Origin of the sequence: Acinetobacter sp. YH16053 (assembly GCF_013417035.1) — a bacterium.
Taxonomy (GTDB): Bacteria; Pseudomonadota; Gammaproteobacteria; order Pseudomonadales; family Moraxellaceae; genus Acinetobacter; species Acinetobacter towneri.
On record NZ_VPEP01000006.1, the window covers coordinates 100,375 to 114,270 of the forward strand.

At 42.9% G+C, this 13,896-nt stretch carries 12 protein-coding genes and 4 tRNA genes; 7 read left to right on the forward strand and 9 right to left on the reverse strand.

The annotated features are described in order from the left end of the window. Positions 1-87: 87 nt before the first annotated feature. The gene (locus FTV43_RS07445) at positions 88-2,295 is read left to right on the forward strand and encodes a TRAP transporter large permease subunit (RefSeq protein WP_179995218.1); all 2,208 of its coding nucleotides are present in this window, start codon (positions 88-90) and stop codon (positions 2,293-2,295) included. Between the two features lie 105 nt (positions 2,296-2,400). On the opposite strand, the gene FTV43_RS07450 is transcribed toward FTV43_RS07445, so the two are convergent. The 5 genes from FTV43_RS07450 to rnr all read right to left on the reverse strand — a co-directional run bounded on the left by FTV43_RS07450 (position 2,401) and on the right by rnr (position 8,738). Continuing rightward, positions 2,401-3,294, reverse strand: a complete 894-nt coding sequence (locus FTV43_RS07450; protein WP_131260580.1) for a DMT family transporter — start codon at positions 3,292-3,294, stop codon at positions 2,401-2,403. A 101-nt stretch (positions 3,295-3,395) separates the two neighbouring features. Next, on the reverse strand, positions 3,396-3,806 hold the full coding sequence (locus FTV43_RS07455; RefSeq protein WP_179995219.1) for a hypothetical protein: 411 nt from the start codon (positions 3,804-3,806) through the stop codon (positions 3,396-3,398). Between the two features lie 21 nt (positions 3,807-3,827). Beyond that, positions 3,828-4,037: a YheV family putative zinc ribbon protein gene (locus FTV43_RS07460; RefSeq protein WP_171324836.1), complete on the reverse strand. Its 210-nt coding sequence runs from the start codon at positions 4,035-4,037 to the stop codon at positions 3,828-3,830. A 40-nt stretch (positions 4,038-4,077) separates the two neighbouring features. Beyond that, positions 4,078-6,117, reverse strand: coding sequence for a M3 family metallopeptidase (locus FTV43_RS07465; protein ID WP_179995220.1), 2,040 nt, complete (start codon positions 6,115-6,117; stop codon positions 4,078-4,080). Between the two features lie 197 nt (positions 6,118-6,314). Further along, positions 6,315-8,738 (reverse strand): ribonuclease R, encoded by a 2,424-nt coding sequence (gene rnr / locus FTV43_RS07470; RefSeq protein ID WP_179995221.1) that lies wholly within the window; start codon positions 8,736-8,738, stop codon positions 6,315-6,317. Positions 8,739-9,002: 264 nt separating this feature from the next. On the opposite strand from rnr, the gene FTV43_RS07475 reads away from it, so the two are divergent. The 6 genes from FTV43_RS07475 to FTV43_RS07500 all read left to right on the forward strand — a co-directional run bounded on the left by FTV43_RS07475 (position 9,003) and on the right by FTV43_RS07500 (position 10,969). Beyond that, positions 9,003-9,092 (forward strand) — tRNA-Ser (locus FTV43_RS07475). Positions 9,093-9,107: 15 nt separating this feature from the next. Continuing rightward, positions 9,108-9,184 (forward strand) — tRNA-Arg (locus FTV43_RS07480). Between the two features lie 49 nt (positions 9,185-9,233). Then, positions 9,234-9,310 (forward strand) — tRNA-Arg (locus tag FTV43_RS07485). 212 nt (positions 9,311-9,522) lie between these two features. Then, positions 9,523-9,599 (forward strand) — tRNA-Arg (locus tag FTV43_RS07490). 193 nt (positions 9,600-9,792) lie between these two features. Next, entirely contained in the window at positions 9,793-10,290 is a 498-nt protein-coding gene (locus FTV43_RS07495) for a YcxB family protein (RefSeq protein WP_179995222.1), read from the forward strand. A gap of 40 nt (positions 10,291-10,330) precedes the next feature. After that, positions 10,331-10,969 (forward strand): fumarylacetoacetate hydrolase family protein, encoded by a 639-nt coding sequence (locus FTV43_RS07500; protein WP_179995223.1) that lies wholly within the window; start codon positions 10,331-10,333, stop codon positions 10,967-10,969. A 71-nt stretch (positions 10,970-11,040) separates the two neighbouring features. Here FTV43_RS07500 and msrA read toward each other — a convergent pair whose 3' ends face one another. From msrA to FTV43_RS07520, 4 genes are all read right to left on the reverse strand, one after another. Continuing rightward, on the reverse strand, positions 11,041-11,562 hold the full coding sequence (gene msrA / locus FTV43_RS07505; RefSeq protein ID WP_179995224.1) for a peptide-methionine (S)-S-oxide reductase MsrA: 522 nt from the start codon (positions 11,560-11,562) through the stop codon (positions 11,041-11,043). A gap of 62 nt (positions 11,563-11,624) precedes the next feature. Continuing rightward, positions 11,625-12,092 (reverse strand): META domain-containing protein, encoded by a 468-nt coding sequence (locus FTV43_RS07510; protein WP_004974787.1) that lies wholly within the window; start codon positions 12,090-12,092, stop codon positions 11,625-11,627. A gap of 153 nt (positions 12,093-12,245) precedes the next feature. Then, the gene (locus FTV43_RS07515; RefSeq protein WP_004974789.1) at positions 12,246-13,301 is read right to left on the reverse strand and encodes a DUF4105 domain-containing protein; all 1,056 of its coding nucleotides are present in this window, start codon (positions 13,299-13,301) and stop codon (positions 12,246-12,248) included. 70 nt (positions 13,302-13,371) lie between these two features. Further along, positions 13,372-13,884: a dihydrofolate reductase gene (locus tag FTV43_RS07520; RefSeq protein ID WP_004974792.1), complete on the reverse strand. Its 513-nt coding sequence runs from the start codon at positions 13,882-13,884 to the stop codon at positions 13,372-13,374. Positions 13,885-13,896 lie beyond the last annotated feature (12 nt).

Below are 13,896 nucleotides of genomic sequence, written 5' to 3' on the forward strand. Positions count from 1 at the left end.
TCAATGGAAGATGGACATTCCGTTGAATAAGGATAGACAGAAATTCGAGAGTCTCGGTTTCTGCGCAGAATAAAAACAGGAAAATATATGCACAATAACGGACAACGCAGGTCTGGCTTGGCTTTGCTCAGACATATATGGACAGAATGGATTTCTACATTCGTTATTTTGATCTTGTTGTTACTGACCCTCATTATTGGTACAGGTGAAATGGTACATGGTCAGTTGTTGCGCATGGGTGAACGCCTATATGGTGACCCTGCAACAGGTATGCAATATTCATTTTTACGTGCCGAACCCACTGCACCTGACTGTGAACGCAACCCCGATGTCGATGCGCAAGTACATGCCCAAATGCAAGCCAATGCTGCTGATGAGTTTGCCGATATTTTTGGCACCGCCTCTGAGTCAGATGTCCGTGCTTCAATTTTGGCAGCCAAACAAATTTGTGAAGAAAAATTTCAATTTCATGATCAGGCGATTCAGCATATTCAAGCTCATCCAAGCTTGAAAATGTATCGAACCATTGAAACCTCTTTCTTTGGCATTTTTAAATTTGGTACTGAAAACCGTGCCATTTTATTGGTGTTGATGGTGGTCTTTGCTGCAATTAGTGCCACTTTAAAGACCCATCACATTGGTTTACGTGGCCCTGCGACCAAAATTGACTTCAAGGTGTATTCGACCTTAATGGTGGTGGCGAATGGTTTCTTAACCTCGTCAAGTATCAGTCAATATCGTTCAGTACTCAATTCAGGCGTACCGATGAGTGGTGAAACGCAAATCATTTACTGGATGTGGATGATTCTGTTTGCAACTCTGACTTTAATTAGTTTATTCCAGCTTATTAAGCCACCTGCACCGACCCGTGAAGGCGGTAGTTTAGGTCTTGCTTTCCTGAGCGTACCTTTGTATGCCTATATGGCAATTAGTACAGGTTTCTCTTTTACCTTCCTGATGGATTATCCAATGGGGCAAGGGATTTACTTGGGGCAACTGGTCGAATTCTCCAGTATTTTCCTGAACTTGGCATTGTTTATTTGGGCGGGGATGTTGCTCAAACAAACCCGAATTGTGGATTTGTTCCTGAATATTCTGCGTCCGTGGAATTTGGCACCTGAAACCTTAACCTGGCTGATTCTGATTGCTGCTGCATTACCAACGGCTTATACCGGTGCATCGGGGATTTTTGTCATTGCTGCAGGTGCGATCATTTATAAAGAAGTTTGGAATGCGGGTGGACGACGTCAGTTTGCATTAGCGGCAACTGCCATGTCGGGTTCAATGGGGGTGGTGCTTCGCCCTTGCCTATTGATTGTTGTGGTGGCATCGCTGAATAAAGAAGTCACAACGGACATGCTATATCACTATGGTTTGTATGTGTTTCTTTTGACTTCAACCCTGTTTTTAGTGATTTCGTTGTTCTTTGCTGAAAATAAATTCCGCATTGCTGCACCAAGAATAGCTGCGCCATTGTCCCTACGTGCTATTGGCCCTGTAATGCCCTATATCCTTATTTTTGTGTTGATTTGGCTGTTCTATAAATATGCTTTAGACACCAATATGAATGAATTTACTGCTCCTGTCATGATGCCGGTTATTTTATTGATGATGGTGCTATTTGATAAATTGCGCCATGAACCTGCACCTATTCCAGCCATGGGGCAGTGGGATCAGAGTTTTGATCATAAGCCTACAGCACAACAGACAACAGCTTCATCTGAGCGTTCATTATTGACCGCACCTGATTCACCATTGCGTCAATATGGTTTTTTCAAAGCACTGCATTTATCTACCAGTGAAACGGTGGGACATATTGGGGCATTGGTGATTTTGATGGCGCTTTCAGTCAGTGTGGGCGGCTATTTAGAACGCATTGAAATTATGGAAGCGTTTCCAACAGACATTAGCAGCATCTTTATTGTGATTAGCCTGATTGTTGCCCTGATGATTTTTGTGGGCATGATTATGGATCCATTTGGTGCGGTGATTCTAATTTCTGCAACGGTTGCACCTGTGGCTTATCAATATGGGATTCATCCTGTGCATTTCTGGATGATTACCTTAATTGGTTTTGAACTAGGCTATGTGACGCCACCTGTAGCGCTGAATCACTTATTGGCAAGGCAGTCGATTGGTGATGAAGAAGTCGCTGCAGCCGATGCGGAAGTTCGTCATAAATCGTTCTATTATCGTTATGAGCGTTGGATTTTGCCTATGATTGTGATGCTTCCTGCGATGTTGATTATTGCTTATGCACCGTATGCGTTTAAGCTATTCGGCTGGTATGAATAAGCACATGGATACTTAATCACTGTCATCTTATTATTTAACAGCACCCTGTAGTTCGCTATGGGGTGTTTTTTTAATAGGTTGATATGCAGGGAATACAAAGCAGCATTATGAATGCGGGGAGTGATGATTCAGGTGTTTTTGTAACAGTGGACTGCATAAAATAATGGCAAGCAAAATGAGGGCAAAGCCAATCAAACTAAATAAGTCTGGCGTTTCATGCCAAAAGCTAAAGCCCCAAATCCCTGCAAAAATAATCGCAATGTAATTGACAGGGCCAATTTGCCCAGCAGGGGCAAGACGGTAGGCATTGGACATAAAGATCTGACTGATATTGGCCAGCAATCCTGCACCAATTAAAAAACTCAATTCTTTTAAGTTGTAAGGACGCCATGACCAGAACATCGGTACAACAGAAATGAGTGTCCCAATCATGCAAAAATAAAACACAATGCGTTCAGGCGGTTCGGTTTGAGTCAGGGCGCGTACCGTGACAAAAGCCATCGCTGCTAAAAAACTGGCACTGAGTCCAATTGCGGACATGCTATTAAACATACCTGCATCGGGTTTGGCGACAAATAACACGCCAAATAAACCAATGAACGCAGCCAATAGCATCGGTTTGGTGATTTTTTCTTTAAGGAATAGCCATGCAATTAAGGGAATAAAAATAGGCGATGAATAGGTAAAGACCATCGCATTGGACAGTTTTAGATTGGCAATCGCGTAGAAAAAACCATACATGGCGGTTAAGCCGACCACCGAACGCCAAGTGTGCATCCATAACTTTTCAGTTTTAAAAAAGCCCAAGCCTTTATTGAAAATGAACGGGATAAAAATAAACAAACCAATAAAATTACGGAAAAATACCACTGTGGCATTATCTACCGTTTCTGATGCGTAACGAACGCACACTCCCATGAGTGAAAACAGAAAGGCAGAGCAGGTCAACAGCATAATTGCTTTGAGCAAATTTTGTTGGGCAGAACCAGAAGATGTCATACAAATAAAGCCAGAATAACCTCTGGCTATTCTAGCTTAAATTGGCTACAACACTGACCCTTTATCGTATTTTAAAATGACTGATGTGAAGCAGAGGAGGCTTACTGTGCCAGTTGGGCTTCCAGTATTTTGATTTGTTCTTCTTTCAGTTTAATCAATTCATCGGCATCGTTATGTTGCTGTTTTAATAAGGCACGTTGATCATTCAGCTGATTTTGAATGTCATCTAATTTAGCCACTTCTTCTTTGGCAAGCGCTGCATTCTCAGATATAGGTGCTTTGAGTAAATCTTCTGTGACCAACTGTTTTGGTGCTGCTTCATCTTCTTGCAATGGCGTTGCTTTAGCAGGTACAGCTTTCGCTACAGACGCCGTAGTTGGGGCAGTTTCTATAGGCGCAGTATTGTCGCTATCGCCCATCCATTGAAAGATAAATACGGCAATAATGACAATAATTAACCCACCCGTAATCGCCCATAAAAGCTTAGGGTTATGTCGTTGATCTTCAGTCATGCGTTGTTGAACCTTATTGTTTTACTTTGACTGACGCGGCTTAAACTGGATCACCCCAATTTCATCTGAAACCTCTGGGATTTCAGGTTCATCAATATGTGTTGGACGGTTTTCCGTATAATCACACTCGATACATTCGATCCATTCAGCTTCGTCAGCGGTGAGCATGACAACCCGATCCATCGCCTGACATTTCGGACATTTTGCGCCTGCAATGAAACGACGTTTAATGGTCATCACGACTCCCCTAACTTCATCTAAAGTTCTTAGTTTAAGCGTTTTTGACTATGTTCGTCCAACCTTGATGACGTAATAGTGCGTCTATTTTTGGCTCGCGTCCGCGGAAATTGATAAATGCGTCAAGCGCTGAATCTTTTCCGCCAACTGCTAGAATAAACTGTCTAAACTGCTTGCCAGTTTCGGTGTTAAATAGCCCTTCATTTTCAAAGCGATCAAAGGCATCGCTGGCCAAAACCTCTGCCCATTTGTATGAATAATATCCTGCAGCATAGCCGCCTGCGAAAATATGGCTGAAGCTGTGCTGGAAGCGGTTGTAAGCTGTAGTTGGCGCAACGGCATAGTTTTGACGAATATCATCTAGCATGGCTTGAATCTGTTCCGCATTTAAAGCAGGGTTGCTGCGATGAATACTTAAATCGAACAGGGCAAATTCAATTTGGCGCAGGCTCTGCATTCCCGACTGGAAGAAACGTGCATCTAACAGTGCTTTAAGCAGGTGTTCTGGCAGGGTGTCTTGGGTTTCAATATGCGCACTCAGCATATCTAAACTATCTTGATCCCAAGTCCAAAATTCCATGAATTGGCTTGGTAATTCCACCGCATCCCAAGCGACACCATGTGTACCTGCCACAGCAATATTATCTACTTCAGTTAGCATGTGATGTAAGCCATGTCCAAATTCATGGAATAGGGTGATGACTTCATCATGCGTTAAAAGCGCGGGTTGGTCTGCAACAGGTGGGGTAAAGTTACACACCATATAGCAAATTGGTTTTTGTAAACCTTGTGCCAATTGCATGCGTGAACGGAAACCACTCATCCATGCGCCGCCGCGTTTGCCTGTACGGGCATATAGATCAAAGTAAAAACCACCAATCACTTGACCTTGATCTTCAAGTTCAAAATAACGTGCATCAGGATGCCAAACAGGGGCAGCGCGCTCAATAATATCGACATCGTATAAACGCTTGACGATGCTAAATAGCCCTTCAACCACTTTCGGTGCAGGGAAATATGGTTTTAACATTTCTTGTGAAAGGTTAAATTGCTGTAATTTTAATTTTTCAGAATAGTAGCCTGTATCCCACGGTTGTAAGGTATCAATCCCATCTTGGGCGGCAATGGCTTTGAGTTCGGCAATTTCTTGTTCTGCAGGTGCACGAGCATGTTCTGCCAGTTCACGCAGGAATTGATCGACTGCTTCGACACTTGGTGCCATTTTGCTGGCAAGGGATAATTCTGCATAGTTGTTAAAACCGAGCAATTGCGCCATTTCTTGACGTAAACGCAAGATTTCTTCCATGATCGGGGTGTTGTCAAATTCAGACTGGGCTGATTGATCGGACGCGCGAGTAGTGTATGCCTGATACAAGGTTTCGCGCAAAGCACGATCATCGGCATAGGTCATAATGGCTAAATAGGCAGGAATATCCAGTGTTGCCACAGCTTGTTCCAATTCGCGTTGCTGACCATATTGTTTCAGCAATTCAACGCTGCTTGGCGGTAAACCTTTGAGCTGATCTTCGGACAATACTTTGTAATAGGCTTGGGTGGCATCCAACACATGATTGGAAAAGTCTGATGACAGTTGCGATAAACGCGCTGAAATTTCAGCATAGCGTTTTTTAGCTTCACCTTCTAAGGCCACACCTGACAGTTTAAAGTCGCGCAATGCCAGTTGAATTGCGCTTTGTTGTGCAGCAGGCAAATCTTTAAAGGTGTTGGCGTCGTGAATATGTTGATAGCTTTGATACAACACCGTGTGCTGACCCAATTGAGTGTAGTAGTCGCTTAAACTTGGTAACAGCGCTTGATACACTTCGCGGGTTTCAGGATTATTCATGACCGCATTTAAATGTGACAGCACGCCCCATGCTTCGCACATGTTATTTTCGAGCTGATCAATCTGTTCTAAAACATTTAATTGCGCCGTCGTATTTTCAGGTACTGCAGTCAGATTATTTAAAAAGTTTTGTCCCTGCTGAATAGCATGCTCAATTTTTTGTTTTAAATCTGCCAGTGTAATTTGATCAAATTGGGGAACAGGTAAAGTTGCTTGCTGTAATTTCATTTTTTGAGTGCCATCTAAATTTCTTTCATGATTTATAGATGTAGGGCTTTTGAGGGCTGAAATCAAGGCATAAGCGCAGATTTAGCTAATCAAGGTGATAAATTCAGCACAATACGGCTGTTTGACGCGATCCCCAAAAACAAAAAGAGCCGTAGCTCTTTTTGAAGTTGTTAGAAAGAAGTTGAAAATAGTTGATGCTAGTCCAATTTAGACTTGGCATTGGCTTTTTTCTTTTTCACCTTGGTCTTTTTTTTGGCTTTGTCTTTCTGTTTAGCTTCCGACTTCGCTGAGGTTTTTTTACCGTAAGAGCTCGGTTTGCTTTTTGGCTTTTTCTTCGGCACAGGTTGCTCACCGTTTTCACTTAAAGTCGCCTTGCTTGGACGCTCAGAAAAAACTTCTTCAGTGGCTTCACGGCTGAACGGTTTTGCCACGCGCGGTGCGCGCATACGAATAGCACGACCTGCATGGGTGAGTTGCTGCATGAGCTCAAAATCAATTTTGCGATCTTCTAAATTGACAGCCGCGACTTTAATTTTGACTTCATCACCCAAGCTAAAGCTTTGACCACGTGCTTGTCCAATTAGACTTTGGCTGGCTTGGTCAAATACAAAGAAGTCATCGCCCAACTGGCTGACATGAATCATGCCATCGACATAAAGGTCTTTGAGAGTAACAAATAAACCAAATTCGGCTACTGCAGAAATTACGCCCACAAATTCTTCACCCAAATGCTGCTGCATATAGTGGCATTTTAGCCATGTGGTGACAGAGCGTGAGGCTTCATCGGCACGACGTTCAGTTGCAGAATAATGTTCGCCTGCATCATCTAAAGCTGCGCCCGAAAGTGGTGATGGTTTTTGTTTTAAATGCGCTTTAATGGCACGATGCAACAATAGGTCAGGGTAGCGACGAATTGGTGAAGTGAAATGCGTGTAGGCATCGTAAGCTAAACCATAGTGACCTGAATTATTGGCGCCATAATAGGCTTGCATCATTGAGCGTAATAACACCGCGTGAATACTTGGTGCATCAATACGATCTTTAGTGGCTTCAATCACCGCTTGATAGTCGGCCTGAGTGGGTTGTTCTGGAAAATGTAGCCCAAGTAATTTGACAAAATCACGGACTTTTTGAATACGTGAAAACTCTGGCGGTTCATGCACACGGTACAGCATCGGCACATCATGTTTGAGTGCATATTCTGCTGCTGCGACGTTGGCGAGTAACATACATTCTTCAATCAGTTTATGCGCATCGTTACGGCTGCGCGGCAAAATTTCTTTAATTCCACCTAACTCATCAAAGGTCATGTAGGTTTCAACGGTTTCAAACTCCATGGCATGACGTTCAGCACGTAAACCTTTCAGCACTTGATACAGTTGGAACAGAGTATTTAATGATTTGCGCACCTCCCGATCTTCTGGAATTGCCGCACTATCACCCTCAAAATACTGTGCCACTTGGGTATAGGTTAAACGTGCTTTGGAATGCATGACTGATGGATAAAATTCAAAACCTGTGACCCGACCTGCGCGTGACAGTTTTAAATCGCAGACCATACACAAACGGTCAACCTGCGGATTCAGCGAACATAAGCCATTCGATAAAGCTTCAGGCAACATCGGCAATACAAAATGCGGGAAATAGACTGAAGTCCCACGTTCCTGAGCTTCATCATCCAACGGTTTGCCTGTACGGACATAATGGCTGACATCGGCAATTGCGACTACGACACGGTAACCACCGCCTGGACGTTTTTCGGCGTATACCGCATCGTCAAAGTCGCGGGCATCTTCACCATCAATAGTCACTAAGGCTAAATCGCGTAAATCAACACGTCCTTCACGGTCTTGGGCAGTCGGTTCTTGAAAGCTTTCAGCTTCTTGAATGACATCTTCAGGAAATTCATACGGCAGACCAAATTCTAAAATGGTTTGCGGAATAATAATTTCAGTTTCGGCTTTGTCTGCCATCGACTGAATAATATGTCCTGTGGCAAATTCTTCGCGGGTTGGATAGTCGTCAATGGCAATGCGCACGGAATCGCCCAATTTAACTTGGGCATGTTCAATTAATTCTTTTTCAAGGGTAATGGGTTGATGGCTATTTGGCTGGGCAGGCTGAATAAAATATTCACCATCGTATTCTGACAATTTACCAATGATTTGTTTGACACGACGCTGGGTGACTTCGGTAATAAAGCCCCATGCCTTGCCTTTACGATCTACCGAAGTCTGGCGGACTTTGACTTGATCGCCATTAAACACCAAACGTAGTTCGCGTTCAGGCAATAAAATATCTTCATGACCTGCAATATTGGCTGTGCCTAAACCTTTACTGTTGATGTAAACCGTGGCGTCATGAGTCGGTTGTTCTGCAGCCAGCTGGAACTTGAATCCATCTTTCATGAGCTGACCATCACGTACCATGGCAATTAAACGATGGCTCAGGGCGTCAATACTTTTTTGATCGGCAATCGCAAAATGCTCTACCAAGTCTGCATGTGACTGTGCCGCTTGCAAGGTTTCAATGGTTTCTAAGATTAAGGTACGGCTTGGAATAGGATTTTCGTAGCGTTCGGCTTCAGCTTTCGCTTCAGGATCGACCCAATTTTTCATCATGGAATAAACTTCATGTCAGAAGATAGGTTTAGCATAAGTCATGTACGGAAAGACTGCACGTAAATGATTGCAATAATGTGTTTTCTGTCGTTATTTTACGATGTTTCTAGTTTTTGTGCAGCGATTGCCAAAAGTTCAGGCGTAATTCTGGTGATGAATCCTGAAAATTGTTTAAAAAATATTTAATTGAGCAAAAATATGCAAAAATTGTGGTATCGAAGCTTGCAGTGCTAGCACTTAATTTGTATTATGGCGGCACGTTACGGTGAGATGGGTGAGTGGCTGAAACCACGTCCCTGCTAAGGACGCATACGGGTAACTGTATCGAGGGTTCGAATCCCTCTCTCACCGCCACGCTTTACTTATGTCGCGCTCATAGCTCAGCTGGATAGAGCACTTGGCTACGAACTAAGGGGTCGGGAGTTCGAATCTCTCTGAGCGCACCAATAAGTAAACCGAACAGTAACGTATCGCCTAAATTGGCACACAAGTAATGCGCTCATAGCTCAGCTGGATAGAGCACTTGGCTACGAACTAAGGGGTCGGGAGTTCGAATCTCTCTGAGCGCACCAACTTGAACAATCAACCGCTTAAATGCGGTTTTTTTGTGCCTGAAATTTAGTAAACTCAAACAATAATCAGTTTATTAAAAAGAATAGTGTACTCATGGTTTTACGTTAAAATTCTTTTGAATCGTCCAATATCTGTGCATTTGATTGCAAAATGATGAATTAATACTTAACAGCCAGAAAAAAACACGTATAATGCACCCCATCAAGTCGTCGCGCTCATAGCTCAGCTGGATAGAGCACTTGGCTACGAACTAAGGGGTCGGGAGTTCGAATCTCTCTGAGCGCACCAACTTGAAATAAAAAACCGCACTTTTGATGCGGTTTTTTTGCATCTACACTATCTAAAAATGATGAAATTTCTGTGTCAAAAGCATGACCATTGTTTTACGTCTGGCTTTGAGCGAATAAACACGAAAAAAATAAGGAAAGTGCTCAATCTAGTGTAAGATTTAGCTCAATTTGAATGACTTGATGATGAGCTTATGTCTGACACGCAGCCAGCATTGTCTTTGCGCTATTTTTTAAATTTAGAAGAATCTCAAGACGGCTTTGCCCTTGCGACTTTTGGTAAAAAACAATTTACCCGTTTTATTACACCGTTGATTAGTGTGGCGATTATTGCTTGGGGCTTTTATTTGGGTTTCGATGGGGTAGGTCGCTATTATGTTGCACTGGGTGCTTTCTTTTTAATCTTGCAAACTTTAATGCGTTATTGGTTTTTGCCAATGATGTTTAAACGCCAGTTTGTAAAATACCAATTTGGAAAAAGCGAGCAAGGCATTGATTTATTTCAGGACTATGCCGAGCTGTATGCCAATGGTCGTAAACAGGTATTTCATTATAACGAGGTGCAAAATTTCGCTGTGGGTAAACTCACCTATATGCTGGAATTAAAAAATCGTACAGTGGTGATTGTACCGAAACGTGCATTTAATCTGGCTGCAGAACAAACGGTTTTTGAAAATACTTTTAAAAAGTAAGTTCTAATTTTCCCAATTTACGAGTTATTTGAGGATGATCATGAGTACACGTCCATCTAAAATTGTCTGTGTCGGTCGCAGTTATGCAGACCATGCCAAAGAATTAGGTAATGCTGTACCTGATCGTCCTGTGTTATTTATTAAACCGCCAAGCAGTTTACGCAGTTTAAGTGATGGGATTACGTGGAATAAGGTCTGGGGCAATTGTCACTATGAATGTGAATTGAGTTTACGCATTGACCAACCTTTAAATGCAGACACAGATCCTGCCAAAGTATTGGATGCTGTAGGTGCAGTGACCTTGGGTTTGGATTTAACTTTGCGTGAATTGCAGGATGAACTCAAGAAAAAAGGACAGCCGTGGGAACGAGCCAAAGCGTTTGACGGTTCTTGTGTGTTGGCAGATTGGGTGGATGTATCGGAAATTCAGGACTGGAAAAACGTGCAATATCGTTTGGACATTAATGATGAATTACGTCAGCAAGGCGATACCAGTTTATTGATTTTTGATATTGCGGCATTGTTGGCAGATATTAGCCAAGTATTTAGTTTAGAACCTGGTGATGTGGTAATGACTGGTACACCTGCAGGGGTGGCAGCATTACAGTCGGGCGATCAGTTGAAGATGACCTTACAAGGACGTACTCAGGCATTTGTCTGGACGACTTTTGTAAAATAAATAGTGGTGTAAACGGTGATGTCATCAAAAGATGAGTATCACCGTTTTGTACTTGCTTTTAAATCCAATGGTTATACTTTCAGTAAATGCTGAAATTTACTGCGTAATTTATTCAGTTTCGGTGGAATGGAAAAATTGCAGTAGCCCTGATTTGGATTTTTGGCAAAGAAATTCTGATGATAGTCTTCTGCAGGGTAAAATTCAGGTGCTGCACTGAGTTCAGTCACAACATTCACACCTTCAGCTTGTAAGGCTGCAATCATCTCGGCGGCAGCTTGTTGCTGTGTAGCATCTAAATAATAAATCACAGAGCGGTATTGTGTGCCGACATCATTGCCCTGACGGTTTAATGTGGTTGGGTCGTGTGTGGCAAAAAACACCTCAAGTAATTGTGAATAGCTGATCTGCTGCTCATCAAAATCAATCAAAATGACTTCTGCATGTCCGCTGTCGCCACGGCAAATATCTTCATAGCTTGGGTTTAAGGTATGTCCACCTGCATAACCGCTGGTGACTTTTTCTACGCTTTGCAGTTGTAAAAATACGGCTTCGACACACCAGAAACATCCGCCACCAAACAATGCTTGTTGCATGATTTTGTCCTTATATTTTATGAATAAACCATTTTAAGCCTGTCTATTATTAGGCTTAGCCGTTAACGTGCAGCCGTTGGTGTTTCAAATTGAATCAGTAAATTTCCATGGCGATCTAGCAATTTCAGGGTTTTACCATAGACCTGATAATGCGTCACTTTATTTAGGGCTTCATGAAATTTCTGATCTAAGTTGTTGTTATTTAAGCAAGCCATTCGCGTGGTTGCCAATTGCCCCAATTGTAGGGTGTCACGTCCTGCGACATAACTACCGCTGAGTCGGTTACAACTATCTGAACCTGTGACTGTTTGTGTGGCGGCATCAAAGTTTAAATATGGCAAGTTTTGGCGGTTTGCTTCTGTTTTTAACATGCTGTTGCCCAATTGCGTAGCAGTCCATGTACGTTGTACTAAGTTGGCTTGATTGATTGCGCTAATTTGGCTTGCACTCGTTTGAGTTGGCATAGTTTCACATCCTGATAAAGCAATCATTGCACCCAATAAGGTGATCCCGAAGTATTTTTTTAGCATGGAATGATCTCTAATTTTTTGAAATTGTTGCTATCTAAACAAATTATGCGCCGTGGCTCTAGTTAAATTTGTATGTTTGCTGCAACTTTTTCCAAGATATGGTGTGGTTTTTTCTCTGAATTGATTGTATCTGCGCAAAATGACCAAAATAGGTCAGGGCAGCACTTTGTTCTGATAAGTCGGATGCGAATAAGGCGTGCTGATGTTTGCTGAAGAATCGAGCTGCACGCCTTGTCGAATGAGCGCGGAAAAGTCTTGGCTGTGGATATCTTTTAAGTTTTCCACACGTGGGTTAATGTGGGCACGTTGATACCAAGTTTGCATATCCCAACGATGATCCAGCGCATGCAAATCATATAAATAATTGGGTAAATAACCCGAAGCAAACAGACGATAGTCGGCAGGGAAACGTTTTTGAGATACTGCCTGAATCATGTCAAACAGCAGCGTGGTGCAATTACTGGTCAACGTATTATACCAACGCGCTTTGGCGGCTAAAGCATCGGCTTTATGCAGATATTCCTGAAACAGTGCTTGTGCTTCTTGTGGATTGAGCTGGATCGGGAAAAAATAAACTTGCTCACCCCGAATATTGCTGCGGGTGTAGATGATATCTTTTTCATCGGCAGCGACAAGGCTGAGTTCATATTGCCGAAAGAAGCCACCAATCGCAGAAAACTCTTCGTGTTTTTCTTTGCGAATTTCAATGGAAAAGGTGAGTGGCGCTTGATCGGCAAAGTCAAAACTGACTAAGGTATGCGCAATTTTTGGCCCCATCCAGTAAGAGGTGATGATATTCACCCCCGTAATCTGTTTCAGGTTAAATTGGCGGGTTTCCCAACGTTCGGTATAGCGACCATCGGCATGCCAGTCAAAATTGCGGACATTGTGCAGCGTGACCTGATCTTGTACTTGTTCATAATGCAGCATACGGGCTACTTCAGGGTTCCAGTCACGGTCTTGCTTGGCATCCATCCCAAAATACCAAAACAGCCCCAAGGTAAAACCCAAAAGATAAACCAAAATATCCTGATTGCGACTGAGCAAATGCTGAGTGATATAAATGCCCAAAATGCTGAGGGTGAAGGCTAGCCAAGTCCCAATCAGCACACGGCTCATTAACCAACCCAAAGGCTGATGAATCCACAAGGCCATACTGAGCCAAATAGAAGAAAGAACGACACCTAAACTGAAGATGAAATGCAGCATCCGCCATTCCTGAGGCAAAGTTAAATTCCGTTTAAGTCATCATAATCAAATATTGCCAAGGCTGTCAGCATTATTTTTGATAGCGGGCAAACTCAAAGGCAATCCCTGATTTTTCATCGACATGCTGTTCTGAGGCCACTTTTTTAAACTCGGCAGGAATGGCAGGATAATGCGCATCTCCCTGAACATCTAGTTCAATATGTGTCAGTTCCAAACGGTCCGCAATCGGCATAGTTTGGCTAAAAATTTCACCACCACCAATAATAAATAAAGTGTTTGGTTTTTCTGAGGCTTGAACATCGGCAACGGCTTGTTGCAAGGCATCTTCAATGCTATGCGCCACTTTTGTGCCTTCAAATGCCCAGTTTGGGTCGCGGGTAATCACCCAATTGACACGTTTAGGCAGGGTGCGTCCCATCGACTCCAAGGTTTTGCGTCCCATAATCACCACGCCACCTTGGGTGATTTCTTTGAAGTGTTTTAAGTCTGCCGAAATATGCCACGGCAATTGGTTACCCTGACCAATGCAGCGTTGTTGATCCATAGCGACTACGTGTACAACTTCTAAATTTTGAAATGACATAATTAGGCTCGT

Coding starts and splice junctions, on each gene's coding strand:
- FTV43_RS07445 (WP_179995218.1), top strand. CDS start 88: ATGCACAATAACGGACAACGCAGGTCTGGCTTGGCTTTGCTCAGACAT.
- FTV43_RS07450 (WP_131260580.1), bottom strand. CDS start 3,294: ATGACATCTTCTGGTTCTGCCCAACAAAATTTGCTCAAAGCAATTATG.
- FTV43_RS07455 (WP_179995219.1), bottom strand. CDS start 3,806: ATGACTGAAGATCAACGACATAACCCTAAGCTTTTATGGGCGATTACG.
- FTV43_RS07465 (WP_179995220.1), bottom strand. CDS start 6,117: ATGAAATTACAGCAAGCAACTTTACCTGTTCCCCAATTTGATCAAATT.
- rnr (WP_179995221.1), bottom strand. CDS start 8,738: ATGATGAAAAATTGGGTCGATCCTGAAGCGAAAGCTGAAGCCGAACGC.
- FTV43_RS07495 (WP_179995222.1), top strand. CDS start 9,793: ATGTCTGACACGCAGCCAGCATTGTCTTTGCGCTATTTTTTAAATTTA.
- FTV43_RS07500 (WP_179995223.1), top strand. CDS start 10,331: ATGAGTACACGTCCATCTAAAATTGTCTGTGTCGGTCGCAGTTATGCA.
- msrA (WP_179995224.1), bottom strand. CDS start 11,562: ATGCAACAAGCATTGTTTGGTGGCGGATGTTTCTGGTGTGTCGAAGCC.
- FTV43_RS07510 (WP_004974787.1), bottom strand. CDS start 12,092: ATGCTAAAAAAATACTTCGGGATCACCTTATTGGGTGCAATGATTGCT.
- FTV43_RS07515 (WP_004974789.1), bottom strand. CDS start 13,301: ATGCTGCATTTCATCTTCAGTTTAGGTGTCGTTCTTTCTTCTATTTGG.
- FTV43_RS07520 (WP_004974792.1), bottom strand. CDS start 13,884: ATGTCATTTCAAAATTTAGAAGTTGTACACGTAGTCGCTATGGATCAA.